16 protein-coding genes are annotated in these 14359 nt (G+C 66.1%); 8 read left to right on the forward strand and 8 right to left on the reverse strand.

Annotated elements, in window-relative coordinates; genetic code table 11:
• Positions 1-89 precede the first annotated feature (89 nt).
• Genes QNO06_RS14115 through QNO06_RS14125 form a run of 3 tightly spaced genes read left to right on the forward strand, consistent with a single transcriptional unit; the run spans position 90 to position 3121 of the window.
• Positions 90-1043, forward strand: a complete 954-nt coding sequence (locus QNO06_RS14115) for a 1,4-dihydroxy-2-naphthoyl-CoA synthase (RefSeq protein ID WP_227912645.1) — start codon at positions 90-92, stop codon at positions 1041-1043.
• A 7-nt stretch (positions 1044-1050) separates the two neighbouring features.
• Positions 1051-2187, forward strand: a complete 1137-nt coding sequence (locus QNO06_RS14120; RefSeq protein ID WP_227912644.1) for an AMP-binding protein — start codon at positions 1051-1053, stop codon at positions 2185-2187.
• A 49-nt stretch (positions 2188-2236) separates the two neighbouring features.
• On the forward strand, positions 2237-3121 hold the full coding sequence (locus tag QNO06_RS14125; RefSeq protein WP_227912643.1) for a 1,4-dihydroxy-2-naphthoate polyprenyltransferase: 885 nt from the start codon (positions 2237-2239) through the stop codon (positions 3119-3121).
• 37 nt (positions 3122-3158) lie between these two features.
• Here the strand turns inward: QNO06_RS14125 and QNO06_RS14130 are convergent, their stop codons facing one another.
• Entirely contained in the window at positions 3159-3464 is a 306-nt protein-coding gene (locus tag QNO06_RS14130) for a DUF4229 domain-containing protein (protein ID WP_227912642.1), read from the reverse strand.
• An 84-nt stretch (positions 3465-3548) separates the two neighbouring features.
• Here QNO06_RS14130 and QNO06_RS14135 point away from each other — a divergent pair, with 84 nt between their 5' ends.
• A complete protein-coding gene (locus QNO06_RS14135; protein WP_227912641.1) occupies positions 3549-3935 on the forward strand; it encodes a PLD nuclease N-terminal domain-containing protein in 387 nt (128 codons plus the stop codon).
• A 138-nt stretch (positions 3936-4073) separates the two neighbouring features.
• Here QNO06_RS14135 and ccsB read toward each other — a convergent pair whose 3' ends face one another.
• From ccsB to QNO06_RS14160, 5 genes are all read right to left on the reverse strand, one after another.
• Positions 4074-5096 (reverse strand): c-type cytochrome biogenesis protein CcsB, encoded by a 1023-nt coding sequence (ccsB, locus tag QNO06_RS14140; RefSeq protein WP_227912640.1) that lies wholly within the window; start codon positions 5094-5096, stop codon positions 4074-4076.
• Complete coding sequence (gene resB, locus QNO06_RS14145) at positions 5096-6838, reverse strand: cytochrome c biogenesis protein ResB (RefSeq protein ID WP_442860159.1); 1743 nt, start codon at positions 6836-6838, stop codon at positions 5096-5098. Before resB ends, ccsB begins: the two co-directional genes overlap by 1 nt.
• Before the next feature lie 67 nt (positions 6839-6905).
• Positions 6906-7703, reverse strand: coding sequence for a cytochrome c biogenesis CcdA family protein (locus QNO06_RS14150; RefSeq protein ID WP_227912639.1), 798 nt, complete (start codon positions 7701-7703; stop codon positions 6906-6908).
• Positions 7704-7708: 5 nt separating this feature from the next.
• Entirely contained in the window at positions 7709-8338 is a 630-nt protein-coding gene (locus QNO06_RS14155) for a TlpA family protein disulfide reductase (protein ID WP_442860158.1), read from the reverse strand.
• Between the two features lie 59 nt (positions 8339-8397).
• Positions 8398-9060 (reverse strand): histidine phosphatase family protein, encoded by a 663-nt coding sequence (locus QNO06_RS14160; protein WP_227912638.1) that lies wholly within the window; start codon positions 9058-9060, stop codon positions 8398-8400.
• A gap of 158 nt (positions 9061-9218) precedes the next feature.
• Here QNO06_RS14160 and QNO06_RS14165 point away from each other — a divergent pair, with 158 nt between their 5' ends.
• From QNO06_RS14165 to QNO06_RS14175, 3 genes are all read left to right on the forward strand, one after another.
• A complete protein-coding gene (locus QNO06_RS14165; RefSeq protein WP_227912637.1) occupies positions 9219-9758 on the forward strand; it encodes a YceI family protein in 540 nt (179 codons plus the stop codon).
• 308 nt (positions 9759-10066) lie between these two features.
• Complete coding sequence (locus tag QNO06_RS14170) at positions 10067-10741, forward strand: MFS transporter (RefSeq protein WP_227912636.1); 675 nt, start codon at positions 10067-10069, stop codon at positions 10739-10741.
• A gap of 338 nt (positions 10742-11079) precedes the next feature.
• Positions 11080-12456: a hypothetical protein gene (locus QNO06_RS14175; RefSeq protein WP_227912635.1), complete on the forward strand. Its 1377-nt coding sequence runs from the start codon at positions 11080-11082 to the stop codon at positions 12454-12456.
• Here QNO06_RS14175 and QNO06_RS14180 read toward each other — a convergent pair.
• Together QNO06_RS14180 and QNO06_RS14185 are read right to left on the reverse strand one after the other, a co-directional pair.
• Positions 12453-13175: a redox-sensing transcriptional repressor Rex gene (locus QNO06_RS14180; protein ID WP_227912634.1), complete on the reverse strand. Its 723-nt coding sequence runs from the start codon at positions 13173-13175 to the stop codon at positions 12453-12455. The genes QNO06_RS14175 and QNO06_RS14180 overlap by 4 nt on opposite strands.
• Before the next feature lie 41 nt (positions 13176-13216).
• Positions 13217-13468 carry a glutaredoxin family protein gene (locus QNO06_RS14185; protein ID WP_227912633.1) on the reverse strand — a complete coding sequence of 84 codons (252 nt, stop codon included), beginning with the start codon at positions 13466-13468 and terminating at the stop codon, positions 13217-13219.
• A 66-nt stretch (positions 13469-13534) separates the two neighbouring features.
• Here QNO06_RS14185 and QNO06_RS14190 point away from each other — a divergent pair, with 66 nt between their 5' ends.
• On the forward strand, positions 13535-14347 hold the full coding sequence (locus tag QNO06_RS14190) for an HAD family hydrolase (RefSeq protein WP_227912632.1): 813 nt from the start codon (positions 13535-13537) through the stop codon (positions 14345-14347).
• The last annotated feature ends 12 nt before the right edge of the window (positions 14348-14359 follow it).

Consider the following 14359-nt stretch of genomic DNA (forward strand, 5'->3'; position numbering starts at 1 on the left):
AACACAGCCCGGGGCACGGGAGGGTTGCGGTGCGTTCCGGACTGCCCGGGTTGTCGGGAACGAACCGCGCCGGGCGATAAACTCGGTTTGTGAGCACAGAACTTCCAGCACAGGTGTCCGATATTTTCGACCCGCAGCAGTGGCGTCTTGTATCCGGCTTCGAAGACCTGCAGGACATGACCTACCACCGGCAGGTGGAGCGCGACGCCGACGGCGCCGTCCTGCGCGACCTGCCGGCCGTGCGGATTGCCTTCAACCGGCCCGAGGTACGCAATGCCTTCCGCCCCGGCACCGTGGACGAACTGTACCGGGCCATGGACCACGCCCGGATGACCCCCGACGTCGCCACCGTCCTGCTCACCGGCAACGGCCCCTCCCCCAAGGACGGCGGCCACTCGTTCTGCTCCGGCGGCGACCAGCGGATCCGCGGCCGTGACGGCTACCGCTATGCAGAAGGGGAAACCAAGGAGACCATTGACCCGGCACGCGCGGGGCGGCTGCACATCCTGGAAGTCCAGCGGCTCATCCGCACCATGCCCAAGGTGGTTATTGCCGTGGTGAACGGCTGGGCCGCCGGCGGCGGGCACAGCCTCCACGTGGTTGCCGATTTGACCATCGCTTCCCGCCAGCACGGAAAATTCAAGCAGACCGACGCCACAGTGGGCAGCTTCGACGCCGGATACGGCTCGGCCCTGCTCGCCCGGCAGATCGGCCAGAAAAAAGCCCGCGAAATCTTCTTCCTCGCCCGTGAATACTCCGCCGAGGACATGGTGGCCATGGGTGCGGTCAATGAAGCCGTGGACCACGAGGACCTCGAAAAAACGGCGTTGGAGTACGCTGCCGATATAGCCCGGCAGTCCCCGCAGGCCATCCGGATGCTGAAGTTCGCCTTTAACCTGGCCGACGACGGCTTGGCCGGGCAGCAGGTCTTCGCCGGCGAAGCCACCCGGTTGGCCTATATGACGGACGAGGCGGTGGAGGGCAAGGAAGCATTCCTGGCCAAACGCGACCCGGACTGGTCCTCATTCCCCTACTACTTCTAGGACCGCATTGGAACTGCTCCCAGTCCTCATCAGGCCCGGCTTCGACGCCGGCATGCTGCTTGCCCCGCTGGCCGACGCGCTGGCCGGGGAAGGCCCCGCCGTCGCGCCGCACACCGACCCGGGCCAGGCGTTCGAGGGCGAGCTGCCCAATGATGACATTGCCCTGGTGATCAGCACCTCCGGGTCCACCGGCACCCCCAAGCAGACCATGCTCACCAGCGATGCCCTGGCCGCCTCCTCCATGGCCACTGCGGTGGCGCTGGAAGCGGACGGCCAGTGGCTGGCGGCCCTGCCGGTGAACTACATTGCCGGCATCCAAGTCCTGGTGCGGTCCCTCTACGCCGGGACTCAGCCGGTCTTTATGGACCTGTCCGTCCCGTTCACCGCGGAGGTCTTCACCCGCGCCGCCGAAGACATGACGGACCGCAACCGCTTCACCTCGCTGGTGCCCACCCAGCTGCACCGGTTGCTGCAGGATCCTGCCCCGGAGACGCTGCGCGTGCTGCGGCGTTTCAATGCGATCCTGCTCGGCGGAGCTCCGGCCGGTGCTGCGCTGCTGGAAAAGGCCGGCAGCCTTGGGCTGAACGTGGTCACCACCTACGGCATGAGCGAAACCTGCGGCGGCTGCGTCTACAACGGGCTTCCGCTGCCCGGCGTCGACGTGATCCGCGAAGACGGCCGGCTGTGGATAGCCGGTGACGTGCTCGCCGACGGGTACATGGGCCGTCCGGAGCTTACCCGGGACCGTTTCCGGTTCAACTCCGGCCGGCGCTGGTTCCGCACGGATGACACCGGGACGGTCGACGGCGAGGGACGGGTCAGCGTATCCGGCCGGCTGGATGACGTAATTGTCAGCGGCGGCGTCAAGGTTTCCGCGCAGGTGGTGGCCGAAGCGGTCGAAACCGTGGCCGGGGTGGAACAGGCCTTTGTCCTGGGCCTCGAGGACGCCGAGTGGGGCGCCCGGGTGGGCGCCGCCGTCGTTGGCAGTGTTGACCCTGAACTGGTCCGTGAGGCCGTCCGCGCCCGGCTGGGCGCTGCGGCAGTGCCGAAGGTGGTCCTGCTGCTGGAATCCCTGCCCCTGCTGCCCAACGGCAAGGCGGACCGGATGACCCTGCTGCGGTTGCTCGCCGCCGCACGGCACTGAACCGCCGGGTATAACTCTCCACAACCGAAGAAAATTAAGGATTACAACTGTGGCTACAGCCGCCCAATGGATAGAAGGCGCCCGGCCCCGGACGCTGCCGATGGCAGTCGCGCCGGTGATTATCGGCTCCGCCGCCGCCTATGACCTCGGAGCCTTCTCGCCCCTGCGTGCCGTACTGGCTGCACTGGTTGCCGTCCTGCTGCAGATAGGCGTCAACTACGCCAATGACTATTCCGACGGCATCCGCGGCACCGACGACAACCGGGTGGGACCGCTTCGCCTGACCGGCTCCCGGCTGGCGACCCCCAAGCAGGTCAAGTACGCGGCCTTCGGGTGCTTCGGCGCAGCAATGGTCGCCGGTCTGGGCCTGGTGGTGCTCTCCTCCACGTGGTTCCTGATCCTGGTCGGGATCGGCTGCGTGGCGGCAGCCTGGGGCTACACCGGCGGCAAAAACCCTTACGGCTACATGGGCCTGGGCGACGTGTTCGTCTTTGTGTTCTTCGGCCTGGTGGCCACGCTGGGCACCACCTACACCCAGGCACTGGAAATCAACGCTGCCGCCGTGCTGGGCGCCGTAGGCACCGGACTGATTGCCGTGGCACTGCTGATGGCCAACAACGTCCGGGACATTCCCACGGACCGGGTGGCCGGCAAGCGCACCCTGGCAGTCCGGCTGGGCGACGGTCCGGCCCGGATCAGCTACGTCATGATGCTGGCGGTGGCCCTGCTGCTGCCGCTGTTTATTGTCGGCAGTTACCCCTGGCTCCTGCTGGTGCTGCTGCTGGTGCCGGCCTGCATCCTGCCTGCCGGGCTGATGCTCACCGGCAAGACCGGCCGCAGCCTGGTTCCTGTGCTGAAACACACGGGCTTGATCAACCTGGGCTTCAGCGTGCTTTACGCCGCGGGACTGGTGATCACCCGCATCCTGGCCTAGGCCGGGTCAGGACGGTGCAGCCTAAGCCGTTGCGGGGCTAGGCGTCGCGGCGGCGGTCCGCGTCGGTTTCGACGCCGGGACGGTCCGCCACCATGCCGTCCTCCGCCGCGGCGTCGTCAAGTTCGCCGCGGTTGCGCTTGGGTGCGCGTTCCTGGGTGAACCGGCGCTGTACCGTGCGTGCGGCTTCGTCGCGCATGTTGCGTGCAAACAGATAGGTCACGCACCAGGCGATAACCGCGGCCGCCAGCGCCGAGGGCACAATGCCCAGCCCCAGCCACATGCTGATCGCAAAGAAAACGGCCACCAAACCAAGGCGGAGTGCAGTAAATTTCCAGAAAGCCACGCCTTCATTCTAGGCGCTGGGTACCCCTGCTGTTCCTTTCGCCGCCAAAGGACCGGGCAGGCGCCCCTCCTCTACACTGTTGGTATGCCCCGTCTTGTGTTGTTCGGCGTCATTATTGTCGCTGCCGTGATCATCTACGCCGTCATCGAGTGCATCATGTCCCGCTCGAACGAAGTGCGCAGCATCTCCAAGGTTTCCTGGCTGTTCGCCATCGTTCTGGTCCCGGTCCTCGGCGCCCTGCTGTGGTTCCTGTTCGGCCGTCCCACCGGCGGGGGTTCCGGGCCCAGGGAGCCGCGCCGTCCTACCGCCCCCGACGACGACCCGGACTTCCTGCGCAACTTGGAGAGCCGCCGCCGTCAGGCACAGAAAGAGGCCGCGCGCCGCGAAGCGGAGCTGAAAGCACGCGAGGAAGGCAGCGGCAAGCAGAATGACAGCGGCAAGCAGAACGACGACGGCCTGCCGGGCGCCTAGGCTGCACGCCCCTTTTCAGCCGCAGCGCCCCGGCAATGCCGGAACCCTGTAACGCAGAAGGCCCCGCCCCGGAGATCCGGGACGGGGCCTTCCGCGTTGGTGCGTTATTGACCGTTGGTGCGTTAGGGCTTCAGTGCCTTACAGGCCGGAGTAGCTGTGCAGGCCGGAGAAGAACACGTTGACGATTCCGAAGTTGAAGATCACGCACAGGTAGCCGACGATCGACAGCCAGGCAGCGCGGGTTCCGGTCCAGCCGCGGGTGGCGCGTGCGTGCAGGTAGCCGGCGTAGACCACCCAGATCACGAAGGTCCACACTTCCTTGGTGTCCCAGCCCCAGTACCGGCCCCAGGCCTGCTCGGCCCAGATGGCCCCGGCCATCAGCGTGAAGGTCCACAGCACAAAGGCCACGGCGTTGATGCGGTAGGACAGGTTCTCCAGGCTCTGCGCGGACGGAACAATGCGCATGAACGCCATCCGTGCGGGCCGGCCGGAGCGGATACGGGATTCACGGTCCGCCTGCAGCAGCTGCAGTACGGACATGGCGAACGTCAGGGTGAAGAGCGACGAAGCCAGCACGGCCACCGACACGTGGATGATCAGCCAGTAGCTCTGCAGGGCGGGTACCAGGTGCGCCACCGGGGTGGGGAAACCGATGGTGGCGGCCATCATCATGACCAGGACCAGCCCCAGCACGAAGGTGCCCAGGAAGCGCAGGTCTCGGCGGGTGATCACCAGCAGGAAGACCACGGCCACCACCAGGGCGCCGGTGGTGCAGAACTCGTACATGTTGCCCCACGGCACGCGGTGGGCCGCCATGCCGCGGCACAGGACAGCGGCTGCGTGGATGGCGGCAGCCAGCACGGTCAGGGCAACGCCCACCCGTGCGGCGTTGCGCCGCGGACCGCCGTAGCCCATGCCTGCGTCTGCGGTCTGCGAACCCCGGCTTGCCTCGGCATCCCAGTCCCGGGCGTTGCCGTTGCCGGCGGGAACTGTTTCACGCACTGCGTTCTTCTGCTCCACCCGGTTCTCCACCGTCTGGATGATCTTGCTGCTCTTGGCCAGGTCCCACGCAAAGGCCAGGAAGGCGACCGTGTAGGTGAAGGCCGCAAGCAGCATAAACAACTCGCTGTAGCGCGCGAGGTCGTAATCGATGGGGTCCATTACCGGTCCTTACCTGGTTCATCATTCGATGCGGGGGGTGCGGGGTTCCCGGCCTCGTGGCCGGACTCCGCCGCCGTGTTTGCGGATACGTCGGCCCGCTCAACATTTTGTCCTTCAGTGCCCTGCGGCACCAGCCACTTTTCGGCCAACAGGCCACGGATAGCAGCTGCTTCACCGGTCAGCCGGGGATCCTCGCCGCGGGCAAGCAACCCGTACTCGACCATGGTACGGCCGTCCGGGTGTGCTCCCGCGCGAACCCATACCCGTCGCCGCGCCAGGAACAGCGAAGCGGCCAGGCCGGAAAGGGACAGCACCGAGAACACCAGTGCCCCGGTCTTTCCCGGATCGTAGTGGATATCCAGGGCGGCGTAGCGCTTGAGCCCGTCGAAGGTGATGGAGCCCTTGCCGTCCGGCAGCTCGTACGTCTCGTTGGCGTCGAGCACAATGCCGCCGGCAGGCAGGTCGCGGTTGTTCAGCGGGGTCAGGTCCTCGGTCTCCAGCACGTAGACGTTGGACGGGACACCTTCGTCCAGGCCCAGGTCACCGTAGTAGGAGTTCAGGTTCAGCTGCGGTTCCAGCGGATCCGGATCATAGGAATAGCTCACGCCGGTCTCGTCCATGGCTGCACTGGGCAGGAAGAAGCCCACAAAGCCCAACTGGTCCGGCTTGGCGTCGGGTGCCTTGATAACGGCCAGCGAGGTGTACACGCCGTCGGTGGGCACGGCGACAACCGGGCCCTCCAGCGCCACGTTGCCCTCGCCGTCGCGCACCGTGACCATGGGCGCATAGCCGTTGCCCACCAGGTACACGCGGGTGCCGCCCAGGGTCAGGGGTGAGTTGACCTTCAGGACCTGCTTCTGCTCCTCGGCGTCGGGGCCGTCCTTCACGGTCATGCTGGCGGTGAAGTCCAGCGGCTGGCCGAAGTGCGTCTCGGATTCGCGGTCGAACTCGACGTCGAACTTGTCCAGGGTCAGCGAGTAAGGGCTCAGCTGGTTTTCGCTGAAATTGGAGCCCGGGGTGAAGGTGTCGTAGCTGACCAGGGTGTTCACGAAGGACTCACCCTCCACCACGATTTTCTGGCCGCTGTAACCGAACAAGCCGCCCACGGCCACCGAGGCGAGGACCCCGATCAGGCAGGTGTGGAACATCAGGTTGCCCAGTTCCTTCGCGAAGCCGCGCTCGGCACTGACCGAGGGCCGTTCCCCGTCTTCATCCCGGATATCCACCCGGTAGCCGCGCCGGCGCAGGATCTTCGCGGCGTCCCGCACCGCTTCGGCAGGGGTGAGCGAACCGGCGGGAATCGCCATGGTGCCGTATTCGGGCATCCGGGAAAGCCTGCTCGGGGTGCGCGGCGGCTTGGAACGCAGTGCCTTGTAGTGCGCTTTGGCCCGCGGAATAACGCAGCCGATCAGGGAGATGAACAGCAGCAGGTAGATTGCCGAGAACCAGACGGAGGAGTACACGTCGAAAAGCTGGAAGCGGTCCAGCCAGGGCCCGGTGCCGGGGTTGTCCTTGATGTACTGCGTCACCACTGACGGATTTGCCGGGCGCTGCGGGAACAGGGATCCCGGAACGGCGGCCACTGCCAGCAGCAGCAGCAGGAACAGTGCCGTCTTCATGCTGGTCAGCTGGCCCCAGGCCCACCGCAGCGTCCCCCACACGCCCAGGGCGGGCAGCGCGACGTCGTCCCTGCGGCCCTTCTGCGGGCGGGACTTGGACGGGCGGTCCTTCAGTGCTTTCACGTCAACCGATTCCGGGGTCTAGGTGTTCTCATGGTTCCTCTGGTCTCACTGTCTGTCTTGGAGTGCATCAGATCGGCAGGGTCACGTTACCCAACCAACCTTGGAGCTGGTTGATCCACATGTTCCAGACGCCGCTGATCATCAGCACGCCCAGGATGATCAGCATGCCTCCGCCGAAACGCTGCAGCGCGAGCCGGTGCCGCCGGAAGATTCCCAGGGCGCCCATGCCCCGCCGGAATCCGACGGCTATCAGCAGGAACGGCAGCCCCAGGCCCAGGCAGTAGACGAAGGTCAGCAGCGCACCTTTGGCGGCGCTGGCGTCGCTGCCGGAAAAGGACAGCAACTGCACGGCTGAAAGGGTCGGGCCGATGCACGGTGCCCAGCCCAGACCGAAGGTGATGCCCAGGACGGGCGCACCCCACAGGCCGGCCGGGGGCTTTGCCTCGATCTTGCGGTCACGCTGGAACCAGCTCATGCCGCCCATAAAGACAACGCCCAGCAGCACTACCACCACGCCCAGGACCTGCGGGATCCAGCCCTGTTCGGAGCCCTTCAACCAGGCGCCGAGCTGGCCGATCCCGGCACCCAGGGCAACGAAGACCGCGGAGAAACCAAGCACGAACAGGCCGATACCCGCGAACATGCGGCCGCGGCGCTGCTTTTGCAGGTCCACACCGGTGAGTCCGGTGACGTAGCCGAGATACCCCGGAACGAGGGGAAGCACACACGGGGACAGGAAGGAGACGAGGCCGGCCAGGGCAGCCACGGGGATAGCCAGCAGCACGGACCCGTTCAGCACCGTGTCGGCAAAGGCGTTGGCGGTGGACTCAGCGGCAGGAGCCAGTGCGGCGGGAAGGAAGGACACGGCCCTTACGCAGCCAGCGCGTCGCTGATCAGGGCCTTCAGGGTGCCCTTTTCAGCGAGTCCGAGGATGCGGGCTGCCACGCGGCCCTGCCGGTCCAGCACCAGGGTGGTGGGCACGGCCTGCGGCGGGACATAGCTGGTCATGGCCAGCAGCACGCCGCCGTCCTTGTCCATGAAGCTCGGGTAGGGAATGTTGAAGTTCCGTTCGAAGGCCTCGGCCGTGGCCGCCTCGTCCCGGATGTTCACGCCGTAGAAACGCGCACCCTCGGGCTCAAAGGTATTGTGCAGCTCAACCAGGTCCGGGGCTTCCTTCCGGCACGGGGCGCAGGCCGCGTACCAGAAGTTGAGGACCACGACGTCGCCGGCCCAGTCAGCGGAATTCACTTCGGTGCCGTCAAAAAGTGTGGCACTGAACTCCACGGCATCACCGCGGTCGCCGGGGGCGTACTCGGTGACTGAGCCGTCTCCGGCAATGTAGTTCTTGTTGTCTCCGGCGTTGGCCTGCTCGGCCAGGGGGTCATCCGTGGAGCAGCCGGCGACGGCAGCGGCAAAGGGGACGCTGAGGGCTAGTCCGGCGCCGAGGCGCAGGAACGAGCGGCGGCCTAGGTCCCCCGCAGGGCTCTGACGGTTCTTCAAGGATTTCCAGCTTTCATCGCGGCACGGAGAAGCCACTTCTACAACGCGTAGTAATTCTATTATGCGCCGGGCACGTTTGCAGCACCGGGCAGCAGGTCGGCACTGGGCTCGGCGTACCGCACACCCGTCAGGACCGCGCCGTCGAAGTCCAGGGTGGTGACGGAAGTGAGAGTACATTCACGCTGGCGCGGGTCATGCCAGAGCTTCTTGCCTTCCGCAGCGAGGCGGGTCACCCAGATGGGCAGCTGGTGGCTGACCAGGATCGCCTCCGCGTTGTCCCCGCCCACTTCCACCGCACGCATCCGCGCGTCGTCGACGGCGGCCATCACGCGCGCCACCTGCTTGGCATACGGTTCGCCCCAGGACGGACGCATGGGATTGCGCAGCAGCGGCCAATAGCGGGGGTTGCGCAGCTTGCTCTGGATGCGCGACATTCCCTCGAAGCGGTTTTCGGCTTCAAGGATCCGCTCTTCCGTGACGATCTCCAGTCCAAGGGCGGCCGCAATCGGGGCAGCGGTTTCCTGGGCACGGGTCAGCGGGGAAGCAACCAGGTGGACCAGGTTGGCCCCTTGGCTGCGCTGGTCGCTGAAGTGTTCCGCCACACGGTCCGCCATCCGGCGGCCCAGATCGGACAAGTGGAACTCCGGCAAGCGCCCGTAGAGAACCTTGTCCGGATTAAAGACTTCACCGTGGCGTACGAGATGTATGGATGAGCGGGACATGTGTCCCAGTTTCGCAGAGTTGGAGCCAGCCGCTAAATTATCGGAGATCAGGAACCCAATTAACTTGAACGTTTAACCAAACCGTGCAACACTAAATGCAAATGCATGAAGATGCTCCGGGAGCCCTCCCGCGGCACTGTCACAGAAGGAGTTCTCCCATGATCCCCAGCGGCCTCACCACCGGAACCTGGAACTTTGATGCTTCACACAGCGAAGTCGGCTTCACCGTCCGCCACGCGGGCATCAGCAAGGTCCGCGGAAACTTCGACAAGGTGGACGCTACCCTGACCATCGGCGAGACCCTGGCGGACACCGCCGTAACCGCCGTCATCGCAGCGGATTCCTTCAACTCCAATGACGCCAACCGCGACGGCCACGTCAAGAGCGCCGACTTCTTCGATGCCGAGCAGTTCCCGGAACTGACCTTCGCCGCCACCGGCATCGAGGGTTCCGGGTCCGATTACAAGGTCACCGGCGACCTCACCATCAAGGGCATCACCCGCACCGTGGTCCTGGACACCGAATTCAACGGCGTTGCAGTGGATCCCTTCGGCGCCACCCGCTCCGGCTTCTCCGCCAGCACCGTGATCAGCCGCAAGGACTTCGGCCTGACCTGGAACGCCGCCCTGGAAACCGGCGGCGTGCTGGTGGGAGACAAGGTCACCATCAACGTGGACGCTGCCTTCATCGCAGCGTAACCGCCCGGCACCACCGCGTTAGCCATACGGCGCAGGGCAATACCGCCAGGCAGCCCCGGACCACGTCGGTCCGGGGCTGCCTTTTTGCTGTCTGGTTGCTGTTTAGCGCCTGACTGCTGTTTAGCGCCCGGTGCCGTTTAGTACCCGGTGCCGTTTACCTGCCGGCGACCATCGGGCTTTCAGCGACCCCTGACCCCGCAGCCGCTGCCGCGATAGGCTGGAGGCTCGGCTGGGGGGCGCCCCGGCCGCCCCTGCCGGAGCAACAAACCGCCCAGCCGCCTAAGACTCCAACCAGTTAGCAGGCGGACATGACTACACCTGAGAACGCTCCCGAGCCAGGTCGCGAAAACAACCCTCCACCCGCCGGTGCCCCCGGCACTCCGAACCCTTACGGATCCCCGCAGCCGGGAGGCGGCACGCGCCCCGAGCCCCAGTACGGCCAGTACGCCTCCGGGCCGTACGGATACCAGGCGGCACAGCCCTCCGGGTACGCCTATCCCGGCGGCGGTATGGGTAAACGTGCTCCCAAGGGACCGGCTCCGCGGGAAGTGGTGATCGGATCCTGGCTCATCCTCGCTGCCGGCGTCCTGAGCCTGATCAACAACATCATTACTTCCTTCAGCCTGCCCTCGCTGCTCACGCCCGAAGAGCAGCAGACACTCACAGACTCGGGCATGACTCCCACCAGCGTGAATTCCTTCCTGGTGAGTTTTGGCATTGTGGTCGCCCTGATCGGTTTCGGCTTCTACATCCTGATAGCCGTCTTTGTCCGGAGGGGGAAAAACTGGGCCCGGATCCTGGGGACCGTGTTCGCTGCCTTCGCCCTGATCGGCATTATCACCATGGCCGCCACGTACTTCACCTCACCGCTGGGGCTGCTCTCACTGCTCTCCAGCCTGCTGGGCATTGCGGGCATTGTGATGCTCTATCTCGCCCCTTCCAACCCTTATTTCCGCACCACACCCCTGTACCCGCCGTATTGACCCGGCGAGTCCAGGAAGGGCCCCCGGAAGTCCCCGGACTGCAATATGGATAGTCCCGCCGGTTTGCGGCGGGACTTTTCCCTTCCCGCAGCGGGTTCAGTGCAGGGGTGGTCACACGGCTTCAGTGCCCGCGTAGCGTTAGGTATTCTCCCGGAAGCGCGGCGCTGCCCGCAGTCGCCTCCGGAGACGCCGTTTCCGCCGCGAAGGGGATCACCATGGCCTCACTTCTTCCTAACCGCCGACGCCAAAACCATCAGGGGCAACTGACAGAACCGGTGAATGATTTCACCTTCCCGGCTCCCCCGCCGCATCCGCCGTCGCAGAATCTGCCGAAGGGTATGGATAACAGCAATGCCCTGGACAGCAACGCTCTGGACAGCGCTGCCGCAGCCGGAGGCCCCTCACGGAACGAGGAAGAAGTATTGGCCTTGTGGTTCCGGAAAGGAGTCCTGGGACTTACTGCTTGGCTGGCCGCCGGGGCCAGGGGGGTGGGCCGGTGGCTCCTCGCCGGAGCACGGGGACTCCAGGCGTGGCTCCGCATCGGGTTGCACATAGCGGCGCTTCGGCTGCGCGCAGGTGCCGAGCGGGCCCAAGCAGGCGCCCGCACCGGAGCACACCGAGTACAGACAGGCGCCCAAACTACCTCACGCCACATTCACGCCGGGGCACACGCAGCATCCCTGCGCATCCAAGCCGGCGCCCACGCCACCACCAACACAGCCCGCGCCGGAGCACACCGAGTCCAATCCGGTGCCCAAACCACCTCACGCCACATCCACGCCGGCGCACACGCAGCATCCCTGCGCATCCAAGCCGGCGCCCACGCCACCACCCGCACCGCCCGCGCCGGAGCACACCGAGTCCAATCCGGCGCCCAAACTACCTCACGCCACATCCACGCCGGCGCACACGCAGCATCCCTGCGCATCCAAGCCGGCGCCCACGCCACCACCCGCACAGCCCGCGCCGGAGCACACCGAGTCCAGGTCAGCGCCCAAACCACCTCGCGCCACATCCACGCCGGCGCACACGCAGCATCCCTGCGCATCCAAGCCGGCGCCCACGCCACCACCAACACAGCCCGCGCCGGCGCCCACCAGGTCCAGACCGGTGCCCGGACCGCTGCTGCTCAGACGCGGGCCGCGGCCCGGTGGATGCGAAAAAAGCTCCCCTCTGCCACGGGCAACCCGGCGCCCTTCATCGCAATTTCCTGTACTTGTGTTGCCGGTGCCGGCGCGCTCAACCTCGGTGACACCTTCTCAGCGGTTTCCCGCCTTCCCGTGCCGGAGTCCCTGCCGGGGGTGCTGTCCATCCTCGAACGGTTCGGCGTCAACGGTTCGCAGTACGTCAGGGCCGTGGCGATCGTGGAAGTGGCCTACGCCCTGGTGTTCTTCGGCGTCGCGCTCCTGCTTGCCGTCTGCATTTGGGAAAAACGCCGCTGGGCCCAGGTGACGGCGGCCGTACTGGCAGTCGCAGCTCTGGCGTACGCCATCCCGGCGGGCACAGGCGTTCAGACGGCCGCCGCAGCAGCCGCCGCCCTGGGGGCTGGCTTGACCTTCACCAAGGGCGCGGCTCCATGGTTCCGTTCCCCGCGCCGCAGCGCCGCACAGGTCGACGCGCAGCAGGACTACACCGCAGGTCACGGAATGGATAACCCGGAGCCCGGCGTCGTATCTCCGGGCCGGACAGAGCCGGCCCGCCCGGACGCTGTTTAGCGTGCCAGACGGGCCCGCGCGTCGGATGCGATCTCCGATACCTGGGCCCGCTGGGCGTGGTAGGCCAGGATCTGCAGTTCCGTAGCCATATCCACCTTGCGGATCTGGACGTTCGGCGGTGCCTGCAGCACCACCGGCGCGAAGCTGAGGATGCTGGTGATGCCGGACGCCACCAGCCGGTCGCACAGTTCCTGGGCGACGTCGGCCGGGACGGAGAGCACCGCCATGTTCGCCCGCGTTTTCACCAGCACGGTTTCGAGCGACTGGATGGGGCTGATCTTCAACCAGCCGACCTCCTGGCCGATTACCATCTGGTCCGCATCGAAAAGGGCCACCACTTCGAAGCCGCGGCTGCCGAAACCGGGATAGCCGGCCAGTGCACGCCCCAGGTTGCCTGCACCCACTATCGCCACCCGCCAGTTCAGCGTCAGTCCCAAGGCCGCAGAGATCTGCCCGCTCAGGTACGGCACGTCGTATCCCACCCCCCGGGTCCCATAGGAGCCCAGGTAGGAGAGGTCCTTGCGCAGCTTCGGGGAGTTCACTCCCGCTGCCTCAGCCAGCTCCTCGGAGGACACCCGCTCTATGCCGTCAGCGAGCATCACGGACAAGGCACGCAGATAAATGGTCAGGCGGGCCAGCGACGCCGGAGGGATATGCCGCTGGGTTCCGGGCCTGGCGGCCGGCGGGGCCTGGTCGCTGTTTGCGGTTTCCCGTTCCATAGCGGTCTGCTCCTCGGCTGAGCGGGCTTCTTCCGGCATCATCATGCCCCCAGCAGCCGTCTGAGGCGCGTTTCATCGATGGTCCAAAAATCCCTTTGCACACCGTCGATGAACAGCACCGGTATCTCCTCGCCGAAACGGGCCGCGAGTTCGGGGGCTTCCTCGGCATTTTGCTCCTGCCATGGCACGCCCAGTTCCCCGCCCACGCGCTTGAGCACTAACCGGGCCTCTTCACACAGGTGGCAGCCCGGTCGGGTCAGGAGGACAACTTCGGGTCCGGCGGATTCGCTCATAGTTCCAAAATAGCGCCAAACCTCGCGATTTCCGCGCCCGGGCCTGGATTTGCGTAGACTCGGAATATGCCCCGATCCACCGCAGTCCGAGCCAGCGGGACCACGTCTGCAGCGGGCAAGCCGGGCGAGGCGGCCTTCTTCGATGTGGACAACACGCTGATGCGCGGAGCCAGCCTGTTCCATGTGGGCCGCAAGTTGCACCAGCGGAAAGTCTTTACCCTGCGGGAAGCCGCCGGCTTTGCCGGCAAGCAGCTGCGTTTCATGCTCCAGGGCGAGAACCTCAAGGACGTCCACTCGGTCCGGGACGCGGCACTGGCCTTCGCCATCGGACTGTCGTCGGAAGATGTCCGCACGCTTGGTGAAGAGGTCTACGACGAGATGATCGTCTCAAAAATATGGCCCGGCACCCGCGCCCTGACCCAGCAGCACATGAAGTCCGGCAGGCCGGTATGGCTGGTGACCGGAACCCCGGTGGAGGTCGCTTCGGTGATCGCGTCGCGGCTCAACCTCACGGGTGCCCTGGGCACGGTCAGCGAGGTCACCGACGGCCTCTATACCGGGCGGCTGGTGGGCGAGTTCCTCCACGGGCAGGCCAAGGCCGACGGCGTTTTGGCACTGGCGGAAAAGGAAGGCCTGGAGCTGGAAAACTGCTGGGCCTACAGCGACTCCTATAACGACGTTCCGTTGCTGAGCATGGTGGGTCATCCGGTAGCCATCAACCCGGACGCCCGGCTGCGCCGTCACGCCCGCGAACGCAACTGGCCCGTTTATGACTTCCGCTCCGGCCGCAGGGCAGCAACCCTGGGCCTGAAGTCCGCAACCGTGGCCGGCGCCGCCTACGGCCTCTGGCGGGGCTTCACCCGGGTCCGCGGCCGCTGAGCCGAAACACGC

The organism is Arthrobacter sp. zg-Y20 (genome assembly GCF_030142075.1).
Classification (GTDB): Bacteria; Actinomycetota; Actinomycetes; order Actinomycetales; family Micrococcaceae; genus Arthrobacter_B.

Excerpts from the sequence above, each read along its gene's own strand:
- QNO06_RS14135 (WP_227912641.1), top strand. The coding sequence starts at position 3,549 with ATGCCCCGTCTTGTGTTGTTCGGCGTCATTATTGTCGCTGCCGTGATC.
- ccsB (WP_227912640.1), bottom strand. The coding sequence starts at position 5,096 with ATGGACCCCATCGATTACGACCTCGCGCGCTACAGCGAGTTGTTTATG.
- QNO06_RS14160 (WP_227912638.1), bottom strand. The coding sequence starts at position 9,060 with ATGTCCCGCTCATCCATACATCTCGTACGCCACGGTGAAGTCTTTAAT.
- QNO06_RS14165 (WP_227912637.1), top strand. The coding sequence starts at position 9,219 with ATGATCCCCAGCGGCCTCACCACCGGAACCTGGAACTTTGATGCTTCA.
- QNO06_RS14170 (WP_227912636.1), top strand. The coding sequence starts at position 10,067 with ATGACTACACCTGAGAACGCTCCCGAGCCAGGTCGCGAAAACAACCCT.
- QNO06_RS14175 (WP_227912635.1), top strand. The coding sequence starts at position 11,080 with ATGGATAACAGCAATGCCCTGGACAGCAACGCTCTGGACAGCGCTGCC.
- QNO06_RS14180 (WP_227912634.1), bottom strand. The coding sequence starts at position 13,175 with ATGGAACGGGAAACCGCAAACAGCGACCAGGCCCCGCCGGCCGCCAGG.
- QNO06_RS14185 (WP_227912633.1), bottom strand. The coding sequence starts at position 13,468 with ATGAGCGAATCCGCCGGACCCGAAGTTGTCCTCCTGACCCGACCGGGC.
- QNO06_RS14190 (WP_227912632.1), top strand. The coding sequence starts at position 13,535 with ATGCCCCGATCCACCGCAGTCCGAGCCAGCGGGACCACGTCTGCAGCG.